Genomic DNA, 23,957 nt, shown 5'->3' with positions numbered 1-23,957 from the left:
CAAGAACGATGATCGTCATGGGACGCGGCAACCACATGCACTCCATTCCGGCGGTTCCGCCCGGCGCGATGCGGCTTGCCACGGCCCATGACTTGTCCGATGATCCGGGTCGAGGGGTGGGCCAGTATATGGGTGGCGAGGCAATCATGGAGCGGGTGCTGATCGTCGACGATCACCCCCTCGTGCGCGACGGGCTGCGCAGCGTGATCGCGATCAGCTTCGACAATTGCGACATCTTCGAGGCGGCAAGCATGGACGAGGCCGTCTCGCTGCTGGAGAAGCAGGATAATTTCGACCTCATCCTGCTCGACCTCAACATTCCCGACGTCCGCCGCCTGGACGGCCTGAAACTGCTGCGGGACCGTTTCCCGATCCTGCCGGTGGTGATGGTGTCGGGCGCCTTCGACCGCGCCATCGTGCAGGAGGCGCTGGCCGCCGGCGCGGCGGGCTTCATTCCCAAATCGCTGAAGCGCAGCGCCATCGTCGATGCGCTCCATCGGGTGGTGTCGGGCGAAATCTATCTGCCGGAGGCCATGGGAGAGAATGTCGCGCCCACGGCGGAGGAGGATGAGATCGCCCGCCGCATCGACAGCCTGACGCCGCAGCAGAAGACGGTGCTGGCGCATCTGGTGCGCGGGCGGCTGAACAAGCAGATCGCGCACGATCTGGGCGTGTCGATGACCACGATCAAGGCGCATGTCTCCGCCATCCTCCAGAAGCTGGGCGTGCTCAGCCGCACCCAGGCGGTGATCAAGGCCAATCAGGTGCATTTCCGCGCCGATTGAGCCCTTTTCCCCGATTTCTTCCCTTCTTCTCCAGCCGGTGGCCGGTTGTGTCGCCGCCCGGCGTCGGGCAGGATGGCGAAATGGTGGAGGCGACAGGGCAATGAGCGTCACGGTCCGGAAGGCGACGGTCGGGGATGCGGCCGCCATCGCCGCCATCTATGCGCACCATGTCCTGCACGGCACCGCCAGCTACGAGCTCGTGCCGCCGTCCGTTGCGGAGACAGTGGCCAGGATCGAGCGCGTGACCGGCCGGGGCTGGCCCTTCCTCGCGGCGTGCGACGGGGCGGAGGTGGTCGGCTATTGCTATGCGACGCAGTTCCGCGACCGGCCCGCTTATGCCTTTGCGTGCGAAAACAGCATCTATGTGGCGCAGGACCGGCGCGGCGGCGGCATCGGCCGGGCGCTGCTCGATGCCCTGCTGGACGCGGCCGGGGCTTTCGGCTTCCGCCAGATGGTGGCGGTGATCGGCGGCGGCGAACCCGCTTCGGTCGCGCTCCACGCCGCCTGCGGCTTCCGGCAGGTGGGCCGCCTCACCGGCATGGGCTGGAAGGCGGGCCGCTGGCTCGACACCGTCTACATGCAGATCGCGCTGGGCGGCGGCAATGCCACCGCGCCCGACGCCGCCCGGCCGTAACCGCGCGGCGGAGGGGGCAGCCGGGGCGATTGGTTATCGGCCGCAAATCTGCTATTCCTGATCCTATCGACGGCATTGGCCAGACCCGCCGCCCGCCCTTGTGCCGGCACCCGTTCCCGGCACCGCGCACGACGCCCCCCTGACCCATGTCCGCGGGCACAGGCCGATGGAGGATGTCATGGCGATTTCCCAAAGATTGCGCGGCTATATGGACCGCTGCGGCACCAGCTTCGACGAATGGCCGCATGAACCCTCGGCGGAGATGGCGCGGGCGGCGCAGGCGGCGCATGTCCCCGGCCGGCAGGTGGCGAAAGCGGTGCTGGTGCAGGCCGGCGACGAATATCTGCTGGCCGTCCTGCCCTCCTCCAAGCATGTCAGCTTCAACTTCCTGCAGCAATGGCTGGCCCGCGACGTCTCGCTGGCGGAGGAACATACGACCGCGGCGCTGTTCCCCGACTGCGAACTGGGCGCGCTTCCGCCGGTCGGCGCGGCCTATGGGCTGAAGACGATCATCGACGACGACATGCTGATGGATCAGGATGTCTGGTTCGAGGGCGGCGACCATCACACCCTCGTTCATATGAATGCGGAAAACTGGCGGCGGCTGCAAAAGGGCTCCGGGCATTTCGCGTTCAGTATTTAGAGAGGAAGGGGTGCCCCCTCCCGCGGCGGGAGGGGAGTCATGGTCCCCTTTCATCTAATAAATTCCACACTGTTATCGGAAAAATAACATGGCCTTCGCAGTTCCCCCTTCGCGGGGCATGGCCTAGAATCCGGTCCCGGAGAAGCTGAAAGGAATCGTGCAATGGACGCAAAGACGAGCAATGATCCGCTGGCCTGCCCCGTGAAGGAGCCTGCGGCGCTGCGATCCCTGCTGGGGCGCACCAACCGCGACTGGTGGCCGAACCAGCTCTCGCTCGACATCCTTCAGCAGAACGGCCTGTCCGGCAATCCGCTGGGCGACGATTTCGATTATGCGGCCGCCTTCAAGTCGCTGGACTATGACGCGGTGAAGAAGGACCTGACGGCCCTCATGACCGACAGCCAGCCCTGGTGGCCGGCGGACTATGGCCATTACGGCCCCTTCTTCATCCGCATGGCCTGGCACTCGGCGGGCACCTACCGCACCGGCGACGGGCGCGGCGGCGCCTCCTCCGGCTCGCAGCGCTTCGCCCCGCTCAACAGCTGGCCGGACAACGCCAATCTCGACAAGGCCCGCCGCCTGCTGTGGCCGGTCAAGCAGAAATATGGCCAGAAGCTGAGCTGGGCGGACCTCATGATCCTGGCCGGCAATGTCGCCATTGAATCGATGGGCGGCCCGGTCTTCGGCTTCGGCGGCGGCCGCGCCGACGTGTTCGAGCCGGAAAAGGACGTTTATTGGGGCACGGAGGAGTTCTGGGTCGGCCAGGAGGGCAATGAAACCCGCATCCAGCCGGAAAAGAACATGGTCCTCGAAAGCCCGCTGGCCGCGATCCAGATGGGCCTCATCTACGTCAATCCGGAGGGGCCGGGCGGCAACCCCGACCCGCTGCAATCGGCCCGCGACATTCGCGAAACCTTCCTGCGCATGGGCATGAACGATGAGGAGACCGTCGCGCTCACCGCCGGCGGCCACACCTTCGGCAAGGCCCATGGCGCGGGCGATGCATCGAAGGTCGGCAAGGAACCCGAAGGCGCCGACATCGCGCAGCAGGGCCTTGGCTGGCAGAGCGGCTATGAAAGCGGCGTGGGCGATCACACCATCACCAGCGGCATCGAAGGCGCGTGGACGCCGACGCCCCGGGCCTGGGACCACAGCTTCTTCCACATGCTGCTCGACTATGAATATGAGCTGGTGCGGAGCCCGGCGGGCGCCAAGCAGTGGCAGCCGGTGAACCAGAAGCCCGAAGACCTGGCCCCCGGCGCGCACAGCCCCGACAGGCGCGTGCCGACGATGATGACCACGGCCGACATGGCGTTCAAGATGGACCCGGAATATCGGAAAATCTCCGAGCGGTTCCGCAACGATCCCGCCGCGTTCGAGGATGCCTTCGCCCGCGCCTGGTTCAAGCTGTGCCATCGCGACATGGGACCGAAGGCCCGCTATCTCGGCCCCGAAGTCCCCGCCGAAGACCTGATCTGGCAGGACCCGATTCCGGCGGTCGACCATCCACTGGTCGACGCTTCGGACATCGCCGCGCTCAAGCAGAAGATATTGGCGTCCGGCCTCAGCGTCGCGGAACTGGTGACGACCGCCTGGGCGTCGGCCTCCACCTATCGCGGGTCGGACCATCGCGGCGGCGCCAATGGCGGGCGCATCCGGCTGGCTCCGCAAAAGGACTGGGACGTGAACCAGCCCGAACAGCTTTCCCGCGTCCTCTCCGTACTGGAGAAGATCAAGGCCGAGTTCGACAGTGCGGGCGCGAAGAAGATTTCGCTCGCCGACCTGATCGTGCTGGGCGGATCGGCCGCGATCGAGAAGGCGGCGGCGGATGGCGGGCGCAGCATCGAGGTGCCCTTCACCCCCGGCCGCGCCGACGCCTCGCAGGAACAGACGGATGTGCAGAATTTCGAGGTGCTGGAGCCGAAGGTCGACGGCTTCCGCAACTATCTGCCCGTGCCGTTCAGCGTGCCGGTCGAGGAACTGCTGATCGACCGCGCCCAGTTGCTGACCCTCAGCGCCCCGGAAATGACGGTGCTGGTCGGCGGGCTGCGGGTGCTGGGCGCCAATCATGGCGGGTCCGGCCATGGCGTGTTCACCGACCGTCCGGGGACGCTCAGCAACGACTTCTTCGTCAACCTGCTCGACATGGGCACGGCGTGGAAGGAGGTGGAGGGTCACAAGGACATCTTCACCGGCACCTGCCGCAAGTCCAATGAACAGAAATGGACCGGCACGCGGGTCGACCTGGTGTTCGGATCGAACGCGCAACTGCGCGCCCTGTCGGAAGTCTATGCCTCCGCCGACGCGGGCGACAAGTTCGTGAACGACTTCGTCGCCGCCTGGACCAAGGTGATGAACGCCGACCGTTTCGACCTGGCGGCATAAGGGGTCGGGCCGCTCCTTCGGGGGCGGCCCTTTCCACGGCGCCCTGCATGGGGTCGACGCTAAGCCTTTCGCTGAATTGAGCTTGCCCGCTTTTCATGCGACAGTGCCGCCGCCATGATGCGGAGACTCGCCGTGCATGATCATCTGAAGGATGCTGCCGAGGCAGCGGCCCTCACGGACAAGGAACTGGCCGCCATCCGCCGCAGGATGGGCGACCCGAAGAACCCGTCCGGGTTCGAGCAGGCCGTGCTGGACGAAATGGAAAGACGCCATCTGCAACCGCGCCACTGGTGATCGCCCCGGCGCTTGCTCCTGCGCCATGCTATTCCGCCAGGACGGTGCGCGGCGCGATCCCCAGCCCGCGCTTGATCGCGCGTTCCATCCGGCCGAAGCGGCTGAACTGGATGATCCAGGCTCCCCGCGCCCTGGGCGTAAGGTTGGCGCCGGTATAATGCAGGGTAAGCGGCGTATGGATGGTCAGCCCACCCGCCTCGATCGGGCATGCGCCCCGCCGCCCAGCTTCCGATAGGCGATGTCCTGATGCCATGGCGTGGTCGTGGCGGAATGCCCGGGCTTGAAGATGATATGGTCGAAGGCGAAGTGCATCGGCCCCGCAATGGCATCGACCAGCCGCTGGCTCCGCACGAACACCTCGGTCGCCATCAGGCGCGGCGCCAGGTTGGAGGCATAGCGTATCTCATGCTGGCTGAGCCGCGCAGGGCCGGCGCCCGCCAGCCCGCGCCCCATGTCCATCCGGAAACGGTCGCCGGGACGGACAGGATCATCGAGCGCCGCGACCAGCAAGCGGTGGATTTCGACGATCTCCTCCACGGAACGGGCGGAAAAGGCGTCCCTGATCACGGTGAACCCATCCCGGATCAGTGAGGATCGAGCCGTCGCGACGTCGAAAGCGCTCATAGCCCGCTCCATGATGTGGGGGATTCAGCCTATCACCGATGGCAAGGACGGGCGATCAGTGGGAACACCTAAAGCATCCGACCGGATCGACTTTCAGCCCCGACAGAAACAACCGCCTATTTCAACATCGTGCGCAGCAAGGCGCGCAGTTGCGCAGGCTTCACCGGCTTGCCCAGCAGCGGAATGCCCCAGCCGTCCATCCGGGCCTTCAGCGCCTCGCCCCGGTCGGCGGAGATCATCACCGACGGCACCGCCCGCCCGAAATGGCCGTGCAACCGCTCGATCACGGCATCCCCTGTCTCGCCGTCGTTCAGATGATAGTCGACCAGGATGACATCGGGCGCCTCGCCTTCCGAAAAGGCGGCGACCGCCTCCGCGAATCCCCCGGCCGTCGCCACGGTACAGCCCCATCCGCCCAGCAGGGTCGACATGCCGGTCTGGATCGCCCGCTCATTGTCGACCACCAGCACCTTCAGCCCGCGCATCGACCGGTCGCTGCGCGGCGCGCTGCCCCCATCGCCCTCTTCCACCACCGCCTCGCCCTGCGGCACGCGGATGGAGAAGGTCGCGCCCTGCCCCGGCACCGATTCCAGCGTCACTTCATGGCGCAGCATGTCGCTCGCCCGGCGGACGATGGCGAGGCCCAGCCCCTTGCCGCCCGCCCCCCTGCCCCCCGGCGTGTCGAGGCGGCGGAATTCCTCGAAGATCAGTTGCTGCTTGTCGACGGGGATGCCGGGACCGCTGTCGGCGACGCTCAGCCTTATCCCATCCGCCTCCGCGACGCAGGCGACGCGCACCGACCCGCGCTGGGTGTAGCGCAGCGCATTGGACAGGAAATTCTGGAGAATCCGCCGCAGCAGCCGGATGTCGGAGCGGACCCAGACCGGGGCCGTCTCCACCGCCAGCACCAGCCCCGCCGAACGCGCCATCGGCGCGAATTCCGTCCGCAGCGTATCGAGCAGCCGATCGATGCGGAAATCGCTGATCTCCGGCTGGATCGCGCCCGCGTCGAGGCGGCTGATCTCCAACAGCGCCTCCAGCAGATCCTCGACGGAATCCAGCGCGGTGGACGTCTGGTTGACCAGCGCCCGCGTCGGCAGCGCCAATCGCCGGTCGCCCAGCGCCGCGACGAACAGCCGCGCCGCGTTCAATGGCTGCAACAGATCATGACTGGCCGCCGCCAGGAAGCTGGTCTTGGACAGGTTCGCCTTCTCCGCCGCCGTCTTGGCGTCCATCAACTGCGCCTCGATCTGGCGCCGCTCGGCCACCTCCGCCTCCAGTTCGGAGGTGCGCTCCGCCACCCGCCGCTCCAGCGTCTCCGCCGTCTCGCGCAGCGCCGCCTGCGCGCGCAGCATGTCGGTCACGTCGGTGAAGCCGATCACCTGCCCGCCCCGCTCCATGGCGTTGCTGCGAATCTCGAAGCTGCGCCCCCCGGCATGGACCAGTTCGCTGCGATGGCGCGCCCCGCCCCGGTCGAGGCAGCCCCTGTCGTCCATCCCCAGATTGCCCCGGCACCAGTCCAGCAGCGCGGCATGGCTATCCCGCTCCTGCGCCCAGTCCTCCGGCAGTTCCAGCAGCCGTTGCAGCGCCTCGTTCCACGCCGCCAGCCGCCCCTCGGCATCGAACAGGCACACGCCTTCGGAGAGGTTGTCGAGCGTCGCCTGCAGCACAATGTTGCGCTCGGCCAGTTCCCGCGCGCGGTCGCGGGCATCCTCCGCCTTCACCTCGGTGATGTCGGTATAGATGCCGACGATGCCGCCCTCGCTGGTGCGCAGTTCGTTGATCTGCACCCAGCGCCCGTCGGACAGCGCCTGCACATGCCCGCCCTCCGCCACGCTATGGCGCGCCAGCCGGTCCGACACCCATCGGTCCTGTCCCACCGGGCGGTGATGCGCCGCCGCCAGCTTGGCGATCTCGTCGAAGCTCATGCCCTCGCGGATATGGTCCGCAATCTCCGGCCAGAAACCCAGATAGGCCTCGTTATAGAGGACCAGCCGATCCTCCGCGTCGAACAGGACGAAGCCTTCGTTGATCGAATCGATCGCGTCGCGCAGCCGCATCCGCGCCGCGTCCGCATGGCCATGGGCGGAGGCGAGGTCGGCATTGGCCTCCGCCAGCTTCGCCAGCGCGTCTTCGAGCTGCACGGTCCGCTCGCGCACCATGGCTTCCAGCGAGATCGCGGTCTCGAACATCGAAAAGGCGTTGCCGGCCATGTCGCTCGACCGTTCGACCCGGTCGATCAGCGCCGCATTGATCTTGCGCAACTTGCGGTTCTCTTCCCGCAACGCCTCCAGTTCGGCGGAAGAGAGGGCCGCGTCGGTCATCGGCCGATGGCAAGGCCGCTGAAGGTCTGGTTGACGTGCAGCGCATGATATTGCTCGCCATAGGTGTTGAAGCCGATCACCCGATGCCGCCCGTACAGCTCCGACACGGCGCGGCTGATCTGCCGCTGCTCGGCATCGATGCGGTTCAATACGCAATCGAAGGCGATGATCCGGTCCACCGGTCCCACCTCCGCCGCAATGTCCGCGAACAGCGCGTCCATCCGCGCAATACGGTCCACCGGCTCGCCCACGGTCATCACGATCCCCTCGTCGATGGCGCAGTAGAAGGTAAGGCTGCCGTCGGGATTCGCGCTCTGGATCGACCGCACATGATAATCGCCCCCGGCCCGCACCATCAGCGGATGCGCGGCATAGAAGGCGACGCCCAGCGCCTCGCCCGCATGACCCGCCAGCCGCAGATATTCCTGCGCGGCGGGCTCCGCATTGATCTCGGTCACGATCCGGTCGTTCGGGATCGCCCCGGTGACGACCATCTTCGCCTCGCTCGGCCGGTAGTGCTGCGCCTTGAACACATGCAGCGGGCGCGGCGTGGACAGGATCGCCACCACCGCCGCATGGCCATGGAAGCGCCCGCCATGGAAGACCGCCGTCTCCCGAAAGGCCATGCCGTCGCCCGACGACCCGCCGATCAGCGCAATGTCGCCCAGCGCGTCCTGGATCGTCATGGTCAGCAATTCTTCCCGATGCGACAGCCCGTCGACCAGGAACAGCGCGACATGATTGACCTTCCCGCCCAGATGGCGGCTCTCCCGCTCCGCCTGCGCGGCCAGCCCGCGCACCGCCTGCCGCGCGGCGGCGGGATCGAAATTCTCGATGTCGTCGAAACAGAGCGAGGTCATGTGAAAGGCCGAAGCCGGAAAGCCGATGACGCTCAGGCTGTCCTCATCATAGCCATTTTCGGTCAGCTCGCCCGAACTGGTGCAGCCGATCGCCACCACGCCCTCCGTCCGGCGGTTGACCGCCCGCGCCAGCGCCTCCCGGTCGAAACGATGCGAACAGAACAGCAGCATCCCGGCCAGCGGTTCGTCCCCCAATTGACCGGCGACTTCCGCCATGGCCTTGGCCGGATCGCCCGCATGGCTTGACGCAAAGGCGATCTCCGATGCCAGCACCGTCATGTTCCTCTCCCCGCATTTTCTCCCTGTTCTTTTCTTGTCTAATGGGAATCAGCCGCCGCGCAAAGGCTCTCCCGCCGCTTCCAGCGCCGCATTCTCCTCATCGGTGAAGACGCGCGAGCGGACGATGAAGCGCATCCCCTCCGGGCTTTCCAGCGACATGCCCGCGCCCCGGCCCGGCACGACGTCGATGGTGACTTGCGTATGCCGCCAATATTCGAACTGCGCCGCGCCGATCCACACCGGCACGTCGCCCGCGATCTGGCCCAGCAGCACATCCTGCCCGCCGGTCCTGAACTCGCCCCGCGGAAAGCACATCGGCGCCGACCCGTCGCAACAACCGCCGGACTGGTGGAACATCAGCGGCCCATGCCGGGCCGCCAGCCGGGCGATCAGGACTTCGGCTTCCGGCGTGGCGAGGATGCGGGGTGGAAGGTTCATAATGATCTCCAGTCCCCCTCCCGTAAACGGGAGGGGTTAGGGGTGGGCGCGACCCCGGACTTGATCCGGGGGAGCTTCCAGCTTAGCCATTGCAGAATGGCGCTGAGGTTGCGCCCGCCCACCCCCCGGCCCCCTCCCGCCTGCGGGAGGGGGAAGAAGAAAAAGGCGGACGCCCGGGAGAGGCGCCCGCCGAACCGAAGGCGTGAAGGGGGAAGGACCCGCCTTCGGCATGCGATCCGCCCCTCGCCTCAGAAGAACCCCAGCGCCTTGGTCGAATAGCTCACCAGCAGGTTCTTCGTCTGCTGATAATGATCCAGCATCATCTTGTGCGTCTCGCGCCCGATGCCCGACTGCTTGTACCCGCCAAAGGCCGCATGCGCCGGATAAGCATGGTAGCAGTTCGTCCAGACCCGCCCGGCCTGGATGTTGCGCCCCATGCGATAGGCCGTGTTCCCGTTCCGGCTCCACACCCCGGCGCCCAGCCCGTACAGCGTGTCATTGGCGATATGCAGCGCGTCCGCCTCATCCTTGAAGGTCGTGACCGACAGCACCGGGCCGAAAATCTCCTCCTGGAAGATGCGCATCCGATTATGCCCTTCCAGCACGGTCGGCGTCACATAATAGCCCTGCTCCAGCTCACCGCCCAGATGCGCCCGCGTGCCGCCGGTCAGCACCTTCGCGCCCTCGTCCCGGCCGATGTCGATATAGGAAAGGATCTTCTCCAACTGGTCGTTCGACGCCTGCGCCCCGATCATCGTCGCGGGGTCGAGCGGGCTGCCCTGCACGATCTTCTGCACGCGGGCGACGGCGCGCTCGATGAACTTTTCGTAGATGCTCTCCTGCACCAGCGCCCGGCTGGGGCAGGTGCAGACCTCGCCCTGATTGAGCGCGAACATCGCAAAGCCTTCCAGGCATTTGTCGAAATAATCGTCGTCCGCATCCATCACGTCGGCGAAGAAGATGTTGGGCGACTTGCCCCCCAGTTCCAGCGTCACCGGGATCAGATTCTCGCTCGCATATTGCATGATCAGCCGCCCGGTGGTGGTTTCCCCGGTAAAGGCGATCTTCGAAATCCGCTTGTTGGTGGCGAGCGGCTTGCCCGCCTCCACGCCAAAGCCGTTGACGACGTTCAGCACGCCTTCGGGGATCAGGTCGCCCACCAGGTCCATCAGCACCATGATCGACATCGGCGTCTGCTCGGCGGGCTTCAGCACCACGCAATTGCCCGCCGCCAGTGCCGGGGCCAGCTTCCACGCCGCCATCAGGATCGGGAAGTTCCAGGGGATGATCTGCCCCACCACGCCCAGCGGCTCATGGAAATGATAGGCCACCGTGTCATGGTCGATCTCCGCGATGGAGCCTTCCTGAGACCGCACGCAGGCCGCGAAATAGCGGAAATGGTCGATGGCGAGCGGAATGTCGGCGGCGGTCGTCTCGCGGATCGGCTTGCCGTTGTCGATCGTCTCCGCCATGGCGAGCAGGTCGAGATTCTCCTCCATCCGCTGCGCGATGCGATTGAGGATATTGGCCCGCTCCGTCGCCGAACGCTGGCCCCAGCCTTCCCTGGCCCTGTGCGCGGCGTCCAGCGCCAGCTCGATGTCCTCGGCCGTCGAACGGGCGATCTTGCACACGCTCTGCCCCGTCACCGGCGAAAGATTGTCGAAATATTCCCCGCGAACCGGCACCACCCACTGGCCGCCGATGAAATTCTCATATTTATCGCGGATCAGCGTCTTCCCCGCGAACCGCGCCATTGCCTGCTGTAACATCATCCTCTCCCGGACTCGTCTGAAAGTTGAGGGACAGGATGAACCTTTCGGACAAATGGACAATTAGACCTTGGGTCGGGCCTGCCCATGAAGCCGGAAAACCGGGACGCTCAACCCCCGCCGCCATTCATCGCCGCCTGCACCCGCAACCGGGGGAAAACCGCTTCCAGCGGCTTGGTGTCGGGCAGCACATAGACATAGCCGCCCTTTTTCCGGAACAGCGGGCTGACGTTCTTGCCGTAAAAGGCGGTGGGCAGGTTGATGCAGCCGAAGGTGATGCGATTGTCGTCGCCGGTGGGCGAGAGCATCCGCTCGCGGCGGCGTTCCCTTTTCGGCGCGCCCTTGGGAATGGGGTGCAGCGCCACCGACGTGGCATAATCGACCCACAGCACCTTCTGCCGCCCCGCCGCCAGCCCGAATTTCGCCAGGAAGCGCCCGGCGGGCGTCGTCTTTTCCGCCGGGCCGATCTCCGCCAGATTCTTCGATCCGATGCCGGGGCTCGCCTCGTCCCCGACGGCCACGCCGATCAGGACCGGCGCATGACCCAGCGATTTCCCGCTGGCGTCATAGAGCGAGAGAACCGCCGCCTTCTTGTCGACGATGATATAGGGCAGCGCGCCATTGTCGCGGGACGCGGCGATCCAGTCGGCCACGCGCGCCGCTTCCCCGGACAGCTTCGCTCCCGCCTCCTGCGGCATGTCCGCCTGCGGTTTCGCCGGCTCCGCCGCCCGGACGCCCTCCGTCGCGGGAATGGCCGGCGCAAGCACCGCCAGCGCCAGGAACAGTGGGATCATCGCTCAATGCACTCGAAGGAAAGCGCCGGCGCCCAGGACGGACGCCGGCGCGGGAACACCGGATTCGGCCCCGTTCCGGGCGTCAGTTGCGCGGCCGCTTGCGCTGATTTTCCTGCATGCGCTGCTCGATGCCGTCGACGCGGGCATTGATCTGGTCCAGCCGCTGGCCATTGTTCTGCGCCTGGCCGGATGCCGCCTGCGCCTCCGCCAGCGCCGATTTCGCGGTGGCGTCCGTCGCCTGCAGGCGCGAGTCGAGCGCATCGACGCGCTGGTTCACGGCGGCGACCTGTTCCCGCACGAAGCCCTTGGTGGCACAGCCCCCCAGCGCCAGCGAACCCACCAAAATCACCGCCAGAGGCGCGAATTTCGTGAAAGACCGCGACATCTCCATTCTCCTTATAGTTAACGAACCGTCCCCGTCCCAAGCCGAGCGCCGGATTCCGGACAATGGGATTCTGTCCGGCTGTGCATCCGCTCGGGTGAATGGATGGGACTGCCCGGGTGGGCCAACCGGGGGCGCGGGATTTCGTCAGCGGCGCGCGCCCGGCCGCCGCCATTTCCGGGGCCGTTCCTCCTCCCCCAGCAGCAGCATGATGTCGCCATAGCCGGCGAGCAGGCTTTCCAGCGACCGCACCGCCTGCCAGCCCCCCGGGAAAAGCGCGCGGAAAATATGCGACTTGTCCTTCATCGGCATCCTCCCACAATAAGTCCTGTCCGGCGCGCCTCTTGGCGGGCGTGCCTTGCGGCGCTTCAGCGAGCGCCGTCGACCAGGATCACGCGATATTCCGCACCGGCAAGCCGATGCTGCAATGCTTCCTGATAAGCGGGCGAGTGGTACCAGGCCCGCGCCGCATCCAGATCGTCGAACTCCAATATGGCGACGCCGTCGGGATCGGGCCCTTCCACCGCATCATGCTCCCCATAGAAGGCGAGCCGCCGGGCCGGCTTTTCCCCCCGCGCCTTGACCGCCAGCGCGGCATAGGCGGCCATCTCCCCGGCATCGTTCAGCCGGTCGCGGATCATGACGACATAAGCGGGCATGGACGGTCCTCTCCTCTTCCTGTCATGCGCGGGGGCGGCAGGGCGGGAAGCGCGCCCGGCCGCAATCCCCTACGCCCCTTCCGTCACCTTGGCGGAGGCCTTGCGGGTCCGGGCAGGCTTCTGGTCCTTGCCCAGCACGATCTTCGTCGTCATCAGATAATGTTCGCGCATCAGCTTGATCGCCAGATCGGCGTCATGCGCCAGAAAGGCGTCGGCCAGCTTGCTATATTCCTTCTCCAGATTCGAACGCTTGGACGGCGAGGAGATGGAGAGCCAGCGATAGCGCTCGCTCTGCAGCAGCAGCATGTCGCGCACCCGGAGCAGCCAGGGATTGTCGCATGTGGCGACCAGCGCGTGATGGAAGGCGTGGTGCGCGTCCGCCCATTCCTGCGTCACCTTGCCGTCATCGTCGTTGCGCGGCGTCCGCAGCAGGCCGTGCAGCGCCGCGACGATCCCCTTTTCCCAGGCGATGGTGGCGTTCGCGATGGCGGAGCGGATGCAGGGCTCCTCGATCAACAGGCGCACATCCGTCAGATGATGCAGGTCCTCGGCCGCGATCTCGCTCACGCGGAAGCCGCGCTGCGGTTCGGCGGTGACCAGCCCTTCTGCGGTGACCCGCGCCAGCGCCTCGCGCACCGCGCTCTGGTTCGCCCCCAGATTCTCGCACAGGTCGGAAATGACGAGCTTCTGACCGGGCGGAAGCGCGCCGTTCAGCAGCCGGGACCGGATCTGCTCGTAAACGCGGTGGGTGCGGCTGGGCGCCGGTGATTTCTCTGCCATTCGCCCTTGATAGTTCACTTTTCCCCCATCTACAACCGTTACAACAAAAAGTGCACTTTCTGTTGACTCATGGACAATACTCGCACATCGTCCGCGCGACCGCCCGCCTCCCCCGGGGCCGGTTTCGGGCCGGGACCGCGAACGGGCAAATGGCATGACATGGCCGACCACTCGTCGGCTGGAATCGGGATCAAGCATGAAAGACAAGGTCATCATCTCCTGCGCCGTCACCGGCTCCATCCACACGCCGACCATGTCGGACGCGCTGCCGGTCACGCCGTCCGAAATCGCGGAACAGGCGATAGAGGCGGCGGAGGCCGGCGCCGCCATCCTCCATCTCCATGCGCGCGATCCCAGGGACGGCCGACCCTCGGCGGACCCCGCCCTGTTCATGGAATTCCTGCCGCGCATCAGGCAGGGCTGCGACGCCATCTGCAACATCACCACGGGCGGCAGCCTCACCATGACGGTCGAGCAGCGCCTGGCCGCGCCGCTGCTGGCGTCGCCCGAAATGTGCTCGCTCAACATGGGCAGCATGAATTTCGCGCTCTATCCGATGGCGGATCGCTACCGGCAATGGAAGCATGACTGGGAGGAGCCCTATCTGCGGGAATCGGACGATTATATCTTCCGCAACACCTTCCGCGACATCGGCAAGATCGCCCATGCGCTGGGCGATGCCCATGACGTGAAGTTCGAACATGAATGCTATGACGTCGGTCATCTGTACAATCTGGCGCATTGCATCGACCGCGGCTTCTTCAAGCCGCCGGTCTTCATCCAGTTCATCTTCGGCATATTGGGAGGGATCGGGGCGGAGGTCGACAACCTCCTCTTCATGAAGCGGACCGCCGATCGCCTGTTCGGACAGGATTATCACTGGTCGGTGCTGGGCGCGGGACGCCATCAGATGCCGCTCGCGACGCAAGCGGCGCTGATGGGCGGCCATGTGCGCGTGGGGCTGGAGGACAATCTGAACATCGCCCAGGGGCGGCTCGCCTCCAGCAATGCCGAACAGGTGCGCAAGGTGCGCGCGATCATCGAAGATCTGGGCCTGGAGATAGCGACCGCCGATGAAGCGCGCGCCCGGCTCGGCCTCAAGGGCGGGGACAAGGTCGCCTTCTGATGCCCGCGCGTCGATAGCGCCGGATCGGCCGGCCCGGAATCCGTGGCTCGATTCGCGCCCCGCCCTTGAAAAGACAGGCGACGATCACGATCAATGATATTATAGACATCATGTGATGGTCCGCCGCTACCGGTGCGGACGACAAGAGAAGGAAATGCCAGAGTGACCGCGGAAATCATCCTCGCCCATCCCGTCCGCACCCCGATCGGGAGCTATAACGGCACGCTCAAGGACGTGCCGGCGGCCGAACTGGGCGCCGTCGCCATCCGGGAAACCGTGCGCCGCGCAGGGCTGTCGCCGGATGCCGTCGGCGCGGTCACCATGGGCAATGTGATCCAGGCCGGCAACAGGATGAACCCGGCGCGCCAGGCGGCGATCCACGCCGGGCTGCCGGTCTCGGTCCCCGCCCTCACCGTCAACCGGGTCTGCGGATCGGGCGCGCAGGCGATCGTGACCGCCGCGCAGGAAGTGCAGCTTGGCCTGCACGACGTCGCCATCGCCGGCGGCATGGAGAATATGGACCGCGCGCCTTATCTGATGACCGGCGGCCGCTGGGGTTATCGCATGGGCGACGCCGCGATCATCGATTCCATGCTGCATGACGGCCTGAACGACGCCTTTTCCGGCCAGCATTCCGGCTGGCATACGGAGGATCTCGTCACCCGCTCCCAGATTTCGCGGGATGCGCAGGACCGCTGGGCCGAACGCTCGCAGAAGCGCTTCGTGCAGGCGCAGTCGGAAGGCCGGTTCGCGGCGGAGATCGCCCCCGTCACCATCAAGGGCCGCAAGGGCGACGTCAGCTTCGCCAGCGACGAGGCGCCCCGCGCCGATACGACGCTGGAGGGACTGGCCCGGCTGAAGCCCGCCTTCCGCCCGGACGGCACGATCACCGCCGGCAATGCCCCCGGCCTCAACAGCGGCGCATCCGCGATGCTGGTCGCCACCCGCGCCTGGGCCGAGGCGAACGGCGTCGAACCGGCGGGCCGGATCGTCTCCTACGCCGTCGCCGCGCTGGAGCCGGGCCTCTTCGGCCTCGCGCCGGTCCCTGCCGTGGTGAAGGCGGTCGAACGCGCCGGCTGGAAGCTGCCGGACGTGGAGCGGTTCGAGATCAACGAAGCCTTCGCCGCCGTACCCCTGGCCATCATCAAGGAACTCGGCCTGCCGGAGGACATCGTCAATGTGGAGGGCGGCGCGATCGCCCATGGCCATGCCATCGGCGCGACCGGCGCGGTGCTGACGACCCGGCTGCTGCATTCGATGAAGCGGGACGGCGTGCGGCGGGGCCTTGTCACGCTTTGCATCGGCGGCGGCCAGGGTATAGCGCTCGCACTGGAAACGCTGTGACGGCGGCACGGATGCGGGGGAAAGATCGGTCATGAACGGTTTCGATACGATAAGCGCTCTGGCGCGGGGCGAACTGCCCCGCCCGCCCATGGCCGATACCGTGCCCTTCACCCTTCTTCCGCCCGAAATGGGGCGCGTGGAGCTGAGGGCGACGCCGGGCGAACGCTTCCTCAACCTTGGCGGCGTCGTCCATGGCGGCTGGGCGCTGACCATGCTGGATTCCGCCATGGGCCTCGCGGCGGCAACCACCTTGGACGAGGGCGGTTTCGCCCCCACCTATGAAACCAGCGTCAAGTTCCTGCGGCCCATCCCCGCCAATATCGGGGAAATGCGGGTGATCGGCACCGTCATCTCGCGCGGCCGGTCCCTTGTCGCGTTGGACGGACGCATCGAAAGCCTCGACAACCGGATCTTCGCGCACGGCACGTCCACCTGCGTCGTTCCCCGCTGAACGCGGGGCGCACCATCTTTCAGGAGCATCGCATGCTGAACCGAAGCATCCGTTCCGCGACGATCTGGACGATCAGTCCGTCCTCCACTCCACGGTCACGCGCAAACCGATTGTCGGCCGCGACAGGATATTGCGGACGATCCAGGCGGCCGGCGCGTCCTATGACCATATGCGTCCGACCTATCATGAAGCGATCGGCAACAGGAGCTTCGCGGAATATGACGCGAGGATCGCGGGCGGGCCGGAACTTCACTGCGTGGCGGCGATCACCCGGAAGGAATCGGGCGCGGTGGAGACCATTGCCTTCCCGCGGCTAAAGCTTCCCCCGATGGGCAGTTCCCATCTGGCGGAGCAAGAAGGCCAAGAAGGCGAAGGCAAGCCACCCTGACTTCTTCAGTTGCTCGTTTCGGTCTTTCCCGACTCCGCCTCTGAACTGTTGGCGAAGCGGCGACGCAAGGGAATGCGGGTATCGACATCCGCGACGCCCAGCCGTTCCTTGACGGATTTCCGCGCCCGCTGGAGGATTTTCTCCGCGGTTTTCAGGTCGGTCGTCATCCGCGCCATTACCAGCGCGCCCAGCGCTTCGGAAAAGGCGGCGTTCGCGGCCTCCTCGGGATCGTCGACCCCGGCGCGCTCCAGCAGCCGGGTCACGCCGTCGATCAGTCCGCGCATGCCATTGCTCAGCCGCCCACGCCCATCCTCCGAAAGATGGGCCAGCTCGCTGGTGAGCGACGGGATCGGGCACCCCGTCTCCGGATGGCTGCGATGGGTCATCGACAGATAGCCGTCGAAGAATTTGGCGATCGCCGCGCGGGGCTCTCCGACATCCAGCAGGCCCAAGAACCGCTCATAGCGTTCGTGGAACATATGCTCGACCGAATGGGCGACCAGATCGTCCTTGGACGCGAAATGGGCATAGAAGCCGCCGACGGTAAGCCCGGCCGCGGACATCACATTCGCCACCGCCACCCGGTCAATACCCTGGCAACGGATCGCCCGCGAAGCCTCCGTCAGGATGCGCTCCCGCGTACGCGCCTTATGGTCGCTTGGATATCTCATGCATAATCCCATAAGTGACCTGACCACAGCCGCTTACAGGAAAAAACGCGCCTCTTTCCCAAATGACTGTTTGCAGCCAACATAATATTATGGCCGTTCAGTTCAAGGGGTTTTCCCAAGGAGCGACCTACTCCGCTGTCAATCGTTGCATCCGGGCCAGATCGGATTGAAGACATTAGGCGACCAGCCGATATTCGGTGTCATTGACCAGCCGGATCGCGCCGCCCCCGCCTCGAACGTCTAGATCGGCAGAATGGCAGCCGAAAACCTCCACCTCCAGCAACAAGCTGCCCGGACGGAAGCCGCTCTGCAAGGTCGGCTCCAACTGCCGGGCCGCTGGGCCGCCCATTTCGCCTATGAATGGGTACGCAAGGACGATGTCAGGATCGACACCGATCTTGTCGACCTCTTCGAATTCAGCGAGACTTCCGGATTGATCAAGAGCCTGAAGATCATCTTCGACCGGTAATCCCGCGCGCCTGCCTTCCGGGCCACGCTCCCCCGGCAGAGCTTTGCGTACACGCAAAGACTGGCCCAACCCGGCCGGGAACGGCTATGATCGGCCGGAACCATTCAGGAGCCCGCGACCATGCCGAACCCCAGTCCCTGGCAACATCATCGTCAAGCCGGCCTGGCCGACGACATCGATTTCGAGATCAAGGGCCAGGAACTGCAATTTCTGGAAATAGAACTCGATCCCGGCGAAAGCGCCGTGGCGGAGGCCGGCGCCCTGGTCTGGAAGGACGCGGCCGTCGGCATGACCACCGTCTTCGGCGACGGCAGCGGCGGCAGCGACGGCAGCTTCATGGGCAAGCTGCTGGGCGCGGGAAAGCGGCTGGTGACGGGGGAAAGCCTGTTCACCACCGTCTTCACCCATAATGGCCGGGGCAAGGCGCGGGTCGCCTTCGCCTCCCCCACCCCCGGCGCGATCCTGCCGATTCGCCTCGACCAGGTCGGCGGGCGGCTGATCTGCCAGAAGGACAGCTTCCTCGCCGCCGCGAAGGGCGTATCGATCGGCGTCCATTTCCAGCAGCGGATCATGACCGGCCTGTTCGGCGGCGAAGGCTTCATCATGCAGAAGCTGGAGGGCGACGGCTGGGTGTTCGTCCAGATGGGCGGCACCATCGTGGAGCGCGAACTGGCCCCCGGCGAACAGCTTCACGTCGATACCGGCTGCGTCGCCGCCTATACCGACACGGTGGATTTCGACTTGGAGCGCGCGGGCGGCGTGCGCAGCATCCTGTTCGGCGGCGAAGGCCTGTTCTTCGCGCGCCTGACCGGGCCGGGCAAGGTGTGGATACAGTCCCTGCCCTTCTCGCGCCTCGCCGGCCGCATGCTGGCGGCGGCGGGCAGCCGCGGCGGCCAGAATCGCGGCGAAGGCTCCGTGCTCGGCGGCCTAGGCGACCTGATCGGCGGCAATAATTAGAGCATCGTGCGCAAAAGTGGGAACCGGTTTTCCGCTCAAACCGATGCGACAGAAACCCGCAGCGCGCGGCCCGCGCCCGATTTGAGCCATCGCGCGCCATAGCCGTCCGCCGCTCTTCCCCCCACCCCCAAACCCCACCGCAAGCCCCCCCATCGGCGCGCCGCACAACCGGCCCGCCGGTGGCGCGCCCCCGCGCATGACCGCCATCCCCCTTGAGCCGATATGTGCATGAACATCGACACATGACGTCCGCAGCCTTTTCACGGCCATGAAAATCCGTTATTATTCAAAGCCATAGCGGACGAATCCGCACCAACCATCTTGCGAACCCGCAACGGCGCCGGGGCAATCCGCCGTTCCGGGAAGGAGGTTCAACAAAGGCGGCACAGGGCCGCTCAACAACGGGGTCGTACCATGCGCATTTTCTCTCTTCGCCCGCTTGCGGGCGTGCTGTTCGCGTGCGTGCTCATATTCTGCATGAGCGAATGGGGCCTGTCCCTCACCGCCGACACGGAAAAAATCTCCGCGCCCACGCCAGCGGCGAAAGACCCGCCGGGCATCGCCTCCATCCTCACCAACGGCTTTTTCGGCCGGACCGCCAACCCGACGCCACAGATCGACTTCTCCCGCCCCTCCCCCAGCCCCTGGACCACGGCGCTGGGCAGCAGCAATCCCGCCGCGCTCTTTCCCACCACCGCCGCCGCCGCCCGAACCGGCGGCCCGGCCGGGCGCGCCGCCGGACCGATGGCGCCGGTCAGCACCATGCTGGCCCTCTCCACCGCCGCCACCGCCGCGCAGGCAGGCGATTTCGCCAATTTCGACTTCGCCGGCGGCACCCGCTACCCTGAACAGGCGACCGCGTCGGTCGGCCCCGCCTTCTACCGCCCCGGCGCGACCGTCGCCTATGTGCCGATCACGCTCGACCGCCCGACGCCCAACACCGTGATCGCGCGGGTGATGACGGAGGATGGACCGGGCCTCGTCCGCGGCGTGGCGGGCATCAACTATCGAAGCATCTACAAGGCGGTGATCTTCCGCCCCGGCGACCCGCTGACCAAGACGGTCTCCGTCCCCATATTGCTCGGCGTGCCGCAGGCCGACTTCATCGTCCGCTTCGTGGAGGCTCCATGGGGCGGCAAGATGGGCACCGACCGCGCCTTCGTCCAATGCGATTTCCAGCAGGAACCGACGGCGGAACAGGTCGCGGGGCGCGAACCCCGCGCCTTCCAGCCCACGGGCACGCTCCAGTGGAGGATGAGCCGCGAAACCCTCAAATGGTCCGACGCCGGCCATGACAAGGCCTGGTCGACCAAGCTGCCCAATGGCCGCTCGCAACCGGGCAATCAGGAAACCGGCATCTATCTCGACGGCTGGGTCTATCGCGACTATGGCATAGAGGCGCCCCTGCGCTACACGGACGATGGGCTCGTCATGCACACGCAGAAGCTGAAGCAGCCCATCGCCTGGGACGGCGTCCCCTATGACTATGGCGCGGTCGTGCTCAGCGGCCACAACACCCGGCCGGTGCAGATCGGCTACGGCCAATATGAATTCACCGCGAAGATGCCGAACCGGCGCGGCTCCTGGCCCGCCTTCTGGCTGATCTCGACCGCCGGCTGGCCGCCGGAAATCGACATTTACGAAGGGTTCGGCTTCGAAAGCTGGTGGGATTTCGACCGCTACACCGCCAACACGCTGCACGGCGGCGCCAACATCACCCGCACCTTCCAGCAGGGCGTCTTCATGAACACCGAAGAGGTCTACGGCATCGGCGGCTTCACCACGGGCTTCCACAGCTTCGCCGTCGACATCCAGCCCGACTATATCACTTGGTTCATCGACGGGAAGGAGACCTATCAGGCGGTCAATCCCTTCGCCGGCTTCCGCTGGTACCCGATCATGAACGTCGCGGTGAAGACGACCGGCGACTATGCGGACGGCACCGGCGACATGATCGTCCGCGACATCAAGGTCTATGCGGACGGGGGCTGAACGAAGGCGTCGCGCGGCCAGGCCCGACCATCCCACCCCCGTTCCGGGCCCGACGGATATTCGGCAACCCCTCCGCCTTCATGCTCCCGCCCCGCGCGGGAGCATGCGACGGATAGGGAAGACCGCGCCCCTCAGAACTGATCGAAGATCAACCCCATGCGCGGACTGAACAGCCGGTCATAGGCCTTCAGCAAGGCCCCGTCGGTCATCCCGGCGATATAGTCGCAGATCACCCGCGGCGCCTCCTCCCCCGCCCGCACCAGCGCCCATTGCTCGGCCGGCAGCAGGGTCTCCGGCTCCGACGCCAGCGCCTCGAAGACGGACACCACCATCTTCTGTCCCTTGAACTCCAGTTGCTGCACCCCGGCGCTGCGGATCACCTCCTGATAGACCGCGTTCCTCAGCGCGCCCAGGAACCGCGCCGGCCCCTCCTGCATCCCCGCGCGGTATCGGACCAGCGGCTCCTCGAACTCCTCCCGCGTGTCGATGCGGCAATGGGTGATCAGGTGATGCACCATCCGTCCGATGCAGCGCTTGCGCCCGCCGCCCTCGCCGAACAGCGTCCCGACCAGCCGCTCATAGACATTATTCTCGGATTCGCCGGGATATTTCCGCTTGAGGTGGACCAGGAAGGACGCGCATTCCTCCTCCGGCACCAGCCTGCGAAAGGCCTCCTCCCCGATCAGGCGCAGCGCCAGCGCATCCTCCAGGTCATGGACGCCGAAGCCGATGTCGTCGGCCACGTCCATGATGCTGCAATCGAAGGATTTGTGGATCGCCCGGTGGTGCCTGCCGACCTGCGGCTCGATCGCCGTGAACGCCTCCCGGTCGGCGCTCGACAAGGGCGCCAATATCCATTGCACCGCCTGCCGCTCCGTATCGAGATAGCATTTGGGCGGCTTGCTGGCGGCCCGGTCGATGATGCGGATGGAAGAAGGCCTGCCGCTCAGCCGGGGCGCGCAGGCGGGATTGCAGGCCTGCGCATAGGGGACCGGATATTTGAGCACGCCCAGCAGCGTCCGCCGCATGAGATTGGCCCCCGCCCCGGCCGAAAATTTCTCCAGCCGGGCCAGGATGCGCAGCGTCTGGCCATTGCCCTCGAACCCGCCCGCCTGCCGCATGCAGTAATTCAGCGCGACTTCCCCGCCATGGCCGAAGGGCGGATGGCCCAAGTCATGGGTGAAGCCGATGGCCTGGATCAGGCTGTGGTCGGGCAGATGCGGGATCGCCGGGTGGTCGGGGAAATCCTGCCGCAACTGCCGCGCTATGCCGCCCGCGATCTGCGCGACCTCCAGCGAATGGGTCAGCCGCGTGCGATAGAAATCGCTGTCGCCCAGGTTCAGGATCTGCGTCTTGCCCTGCAGGCGGCGGAAGGACGCGGAATGGATGACCCGCGCATAGTCGACATCCGCTTCATTGCGGGCGTCCTCGCTCTGCGCCTGCCAGTTTTCCTGCCGTTCATACCAGTTCATGCCACTCTTCTCCGGCGAATCCCGACCGCCTGTCGCTTGGCCGGAATATAGGCCGCTTCTCCCGCGCAGGCGCAGGAAAACCGGTTCATGCTGCTTCCTCCATGCCGATCCTCATCCCACCCCGCCCTCATTTGCCTATTTGAACTATTTATGCCACATCTATCCCAAACAAGCTTCAACTTCGCGCAAGAGGGCAGGAATGAACGCAGTGGTAACCCAGATCGGCGATCTGGCGGAGGCCGGCGAAAAGATGGTCGAACGCCTGCGGCGCAAGGCTTTTCTGCCGGATAGCCGCAAGGAACTCAACATCCGCTTCGGCATCGCTGAAGCCGCGCAACTGCTCGGCTGCTCCACGAATCGCATCCGCATGGCGGAGGAGGACGGACGCCTTCCCCCTGCCCCGCCGACCGAAAACGGCCGCCGCCCCGGCTACAAGGTGGAGGAACTGCTGAACATGCGGCAGGTGCTGGGCGCCTCGCCCGAACGCGCCCCCTTGGACATTCCCGCCATCATCGCGGTGCAGAATTTCAAGGGCGGCGTCGGCAAGTCGACCGTCACCACCCATCTCGCCCATTATTTCGCGGTGCAGGGCTATCGCGTGCTGGTGGTCGACTGCGACAGCCAGGCCACCACCACCACGCTGTTCGGCTTCAACCCGCATTTCAACATCCAGCGGGAAGAAACGCTCTACCCCTATCTCTCCATCGACCCGACGCAGGTCGACCTGCTCTACGCGGTCAAGCACACCGCCTGGCCCAATGTCGACCTCATCCCATCCAATCTCGAACTGTTCGACGTGGAATATGAGCTGGCGGCGGCGGGCAGCGACGGCGGCTCCGTCCTTGCGGCGCGCTTCCGCAAGCTGAAGCAGGGCCTGATGGACCTTGCCCGCCATTATGACGTGGTGCTGCTCGATCCGCCGCCGGCGCTGGGCACGATCAGCCTCGCCGTGATGCAGGCGGCCAATGCCCTGCTGGTGCCGCTGGCCGCGACCACGCCCGACTTCTGCTCGACCGTCCAGTTCCTCTCGATGATGGATCAGGTGATCGGCCAGCTGCAGCAGGCGGGGATAGAGGTCGACTATCAGTTCGTCCGCCTGCTCTGCTCGAAATTCGACAGCAACGATCCCAGCCATTCGATGGTCCGCGCGATCATGGAACAGAGCTTCGGCCCGGCTCTCCTGCCCATTCCGATCCTCGACAGCGCGGAAATCAGCCATGCCGCGCTGCGCATGATGACCGTCTATGAACTGGAAAAGCCGATCGGCACGCCGCGCACCCACAAGCGCTGCCGCGCCAATCTGGACGAGGCCATGGGCCAGATCGAGGCGCTGGTGCGTCAGGGCTGGGGCCGCGTCGCCCCTGCGCGGGAAGAGGACATCGTCAATGCGGCATGAAGCCCCTTTCCGCATGTTCATGATATGTTCCCGGTTTGCCG

Annotated in this window: 25 protein-coding genes; 13 read left to right on the top strand and 12 right to left on the bottom strand. The window is 66.0% G+C overall.

The window, feature by feature from the left end:
• Window positions 1–8: 8 nt before the first annotated feature.
• The 5 genes from TZ53_RS08425 (at window position 9) to TZ53_RS08405 (ending at window position 4,741) form a co-directional block, all read left to right on the top strand.
• Window positions 9–785, top strand: a complete 777-nt coding sequence (locus tag TZ53_RS08425; RefSeq protein ID WP_025551358.1) for a response regulator — start codon at window positions 9–11, stop codon at window positions 783–785.
• 100 nt (window positions 786–885) lie between these two features.
• The gene (locus TZ53_RS08420; protein WP_025551356.1) at window positions 886–1,419 is read left to right on the top strand and encodes a GNAT family N-acetyltransferase; all 534 of its coding nucleotides are present in this window, start codon (window positions 886–888) and stop codon (window positions 1,417–1,419) included.
• A 100-nt stretch (window positions 1,420–1,519) separates the two neighbouring features.
• Window positions 1,520–2,062: an aminoacyl-tRNA deacylase gene (locus tag TZ53_RS08415; RefSeq protein WP_238320150.1), complete on the top strand. Its 543-nt coding sequence runs from the start codon at window positions 1,520–1,522 to the stop codon at window positions 2,060–2,062.
• Between the two features lie 162 nt (window positions 2,063–2,224).
• A complete protein-coding gene (gene katG, locus TZ53_RS08410; RefSeq protein ID WP_025551352.1) occupies window positions 2,225–4,447 on the top strand; it encodes a catalase/peroxidase HPI in 2,223 nt (740 codons plus the stop codon).
• 114 nt (window positions 4,448–4,561) lie between these two features.
• Window positions 4,562–4,741: a hypothetical protein gene (locus tag TZ53_RS08405; protein ID WP_037483860.1), complete on the top strand. Its 180-nt coding sequence runs from the start codon at window positions 4,562–4,564 to the stop codon at window positions 4,739–4,741.
• Window positions 4,742–4,924: 183 nt separating this feature from the next.
• Here the strand turns inward: TZ53_RS08405 and TZ53_RS08400 are convergent, their stop codons facing one another.
• The 10 genes from TZ53_RS08400 to TZ53_RS26710 form a co-directional block, all read right to left on the bottom strand.
• Complete coding sequence (locus tag TZ53_RS08400; RefSeq protein ID WP_044661019.1) at window positions 4,925–5,365, bottom strand: phytanoyl-CoA dioxygenase family protein; 441 nt, start codon at window positions 5,363–5,365, stop codon at window positions 4,925–4,927.
• A gap of 116 nt (window positions 5,366–5,481) precedes the next feature.
• Window positions 5,482–7,689 carry a hybrid sensor histidine kinase/response regulator gene (locus TZ53_RS08395; RefSeq protein WP_025551348.1) on the bottom strand — a complete coding sequence of 736 codons (2,208 nt, stop codon included), beginning with the start codon at window positions 7,687–7,689 and terminating at the stop codon, window positions 5,482–5,484.
• On the bottom strand, window positions 7,686–8,828 hold the full coding sequence (locus TZ53_RS08390; RefSeq protein WP_044661018.1) for an FIST N-terminal domain-containing protein: 1,143 nt from the start codon (window positions 8,826–8,828) through the stop codon (window positions 7,686–7,688). Before TZ53_RS08390 ends, TZ53_RS08395 begins: the two co-directional genes overlap by 4 nt.
• Before the next feature lie 48 nt (window positions 8,829–8,876).
• Window positions 8,877–9,266, bottom strand: a complete 390-nt coding sequence (locus TZ53_RS08385; RefSeq protein WP_044661017.1) for a DUF779 domain-containing protein — start codon at window positions 9,264–9,266, stop codon at window positions 8,877–8,879.
• Window positions 9,267–9,514: 248 nt separating this feature from the next.
• The gene (gene adh, locus TZ53_RS08380) at window positions 9,515–11,035 is read right to left on the bottom strand and encodes an aldehyde dehydrogenase (protein ID WP_044661016.1); all 1,521 of its coding nucleotides are present in this window, start codon (window positions 11,033–11,035) and stop codon (window positions 9,515–9,517) included.
• Window positions 11,036–11,145: 110 nt separating this feature from the next.
• Window positions 11,146–11,829 (bottom strand): hypothetical protein, encoded by a 684-nt coding sequence (locus TZ53_RS08375; protein ID WP_025551455.1) that lies wholly within the window; start codon window positions 11,827–11,829, stop codon window positions 11,146–11,148.
• A gap of 82 nt (window positions 11,830–11,911) precedes the next feature.
• Window positions 11,912–12,214 (bottom strand): hypothetical protein, encoded by a 303-nt coding sequence (locus tag TZ53_RS08370; RefSeq protein ID WP_025551453.1) that lies wholly within the window; start codon window positions 12,212–12,214, stop codon window positions 11,912–11,914.
• Between the two features lie 144 nt (window positions 12,215–12,358).
• A complete protein-coding gene (locus TZ53_RS26715; protein ID WP_157009794.1) occupies window positions 12,359–12,517 on the bottom strand; it encodes a hypothetical protein in 159 nt (52 codons plus the stop codon).
• Between the two features lie 62 nt (window positions 12,518–12,579).
• Window positions 12,580–12,870 (bottom strand): DUF1330 domain-containing protein, encoded by a 291-nt coding sequence (locus tag TZ53_RS08365; RefSeq protein ID WP_044661015.1) that lies wholly within the window; start codon window positions 12,868–12,870, stop codon window positions 12,580–12,582.
• A 69-nt stretch (window positions 12,871–12,939) separates the two neighbouring features.
• Window positions 12,940–13,650, bottom strand: coding sequence for a GntR family transcriptional regulator (locus TZ53_RS26710; RefSeq protein WP_025551449.1), 711 nt, complete (start codon window positions 13,648–13,650; stop codon window positions 12,940–12,942).
• 196 nt (window positions 13,651–13,846) lie between these two features.
• On the opposite strand from TZ53_RS26710, the gene TZ53_RS08355 reads away from it, so the two are divergent.
• The 4 genes from TZ53_RS08355 (at window position 13,847) to TZ53_RS08340 (ending at window position 16,959) form a co-directional block, all read left to right on the top strand.
• Window positions 13,847–14,776 (top strand): 3-keto-5-aminohexanoate cleavage protein, encoded by a 930-nt coding sequence (locus TZ53_RS08355; protein ID WP_044661014.1) that lies wholly within the window; start codon window positions 13,847–13,849, stop codon window positions 14,774–14,776.
• 162 nt (window positions 14,777–14,938) lie between these two features.
• Window positions 14,939–16,120, top strand: coding sequence for a thiolase family protein (locus TZ53_RS08350; RefSeq protein WP_025551447.1), 1,182 nt, complete (start codon window positions 14,939–14,941; stop codon window positions 16,118–16,120).
• 31 nt (window positions 16,121–16,151) lie between these two features.
• Complete coding sequence (locus TZ53_RS08345; protein ID WP_226870507.1) at window positions 16,152–16,571, top strand: PaaI family thioesterase; 420 nt, start codon at window positions 16,152–16,154, stop codon at window positions 16,569–16,571.
• 130 nt (window positions 16,572–16,701) lie between these two features.
• Window positions 16,702–16,959 (top strand): hypothetical protein, encoded by a 258-nt coding sequence (locus TZ53_RS08340; RefSeq protein ID WP_044661013.1) that lies wholly within the window; start codon window positions 16,702–16,704, stop codon window positions 16,957–16,959.
• A gap of 5 nt (window positions 16,960–16,964) precedes the next feature.
• Here TZ53_RS08340 and TZ53_RS08335 read toward each other — a convergent pair whose 3' ends face one another.
• Window positions 16,965–17,630, bottom strand: a complete 666-nt coding sequence (locus TZ53_RS08335) for a TetR/AcrR family transcriptional regulator (protein WP_025551441.1) — start codon at window positions 17,628–17,630, stop codon at window positions 16,965–16,967.
• Window positions 17,631–17,883: 253 nt separating this feature from the next.
• On the opposite strand from TZ53_RS08335, the gene TZ53_RS08330 reads away from it, so the two are divergent.
• From TZ53_RS08330 to TZ53_RS08320, 3 genes are all read left to right on the top strand, one after another.
• Complete coding sequence (locus TZ53_RS08330; protein WP_025551439.1) at window positions 17,884–18,099, top strand: hypothetical protein; 216 nt, start codon at window positions 17,884–17,886, stop codon at window positions 18,097–18,099.
• 120 nt (window positions 18,100–18,219) lie between these two features.
• Window positions 18,220–19,056, top strand: a complete 837-nt coding sequence (locus TZ53_RS08325; protein ID WP_025551437.1) for a TIGR00266 family protein — start codon at window positions 18,220–18,222, stop codon at window positions 19,054–19,056.
• Between the two features lie 414 nt (window positions 19,057–19,470).
• Window positions 19,471–21,048, top strand: a complete 1,578-nt coding sequence (locus tag TZ53_RS08320; protein WP_025551435.1) for a glycoside hydrolase family 16 protein — start codon at window positions 19,471–19,473, stop codon at window positions 21,046–21,048.
• Between the two features lie 131 nt (window positions 21,049–21,179).
• On the opposite strand, the gene TZ53_RS08315 is transcribed toward TZ53_RS08320, so the two are convergent.
• Window positions 21,180–22,520, bottom strand: a complete 1,341-nt coding sequence (locus tag TZ53_RS08315; RefSeq protein ID WP_025551434.1) for an anti-phage deoxyguanosine triphosphatase — start codon at window positions 22,518–22,520, stop codon at window positions 21,180–21,182.
• Window positions 22,521–22,719: 199 nt separating this feature from the next.
• On the opposite strand from TZ53_RS08315, the gene TZ53_RS08310 reads away from it, so the two are divergent.
• A complete protein-coding gene (locus TZ53_RS08310; RefSeq protein ID WP_013054122.1) occupies window positions 22,720–23,916 on the top strand; it encodes an AAA family ATPase in 1,197 nt (398 codons plus the stop codon).
• Window positions 23,917–23,957: the final 41 nt, after the last annotated feature.

It is taken from the genome of Sphingobium sp. YBL2 (genome assembly GCF_000943805.1).
GTDB lineage: Bacteria > Pseudomonadota > Alphaproteobacteria > Sphingomonadales > Sphingomonadaceae > Sphingobium > Sphingobium fuliginis.
Note: the sequence above shows the minus strand (reverse complement) of the source record. Positions and strands in the feature narration are given on the sequence as shown.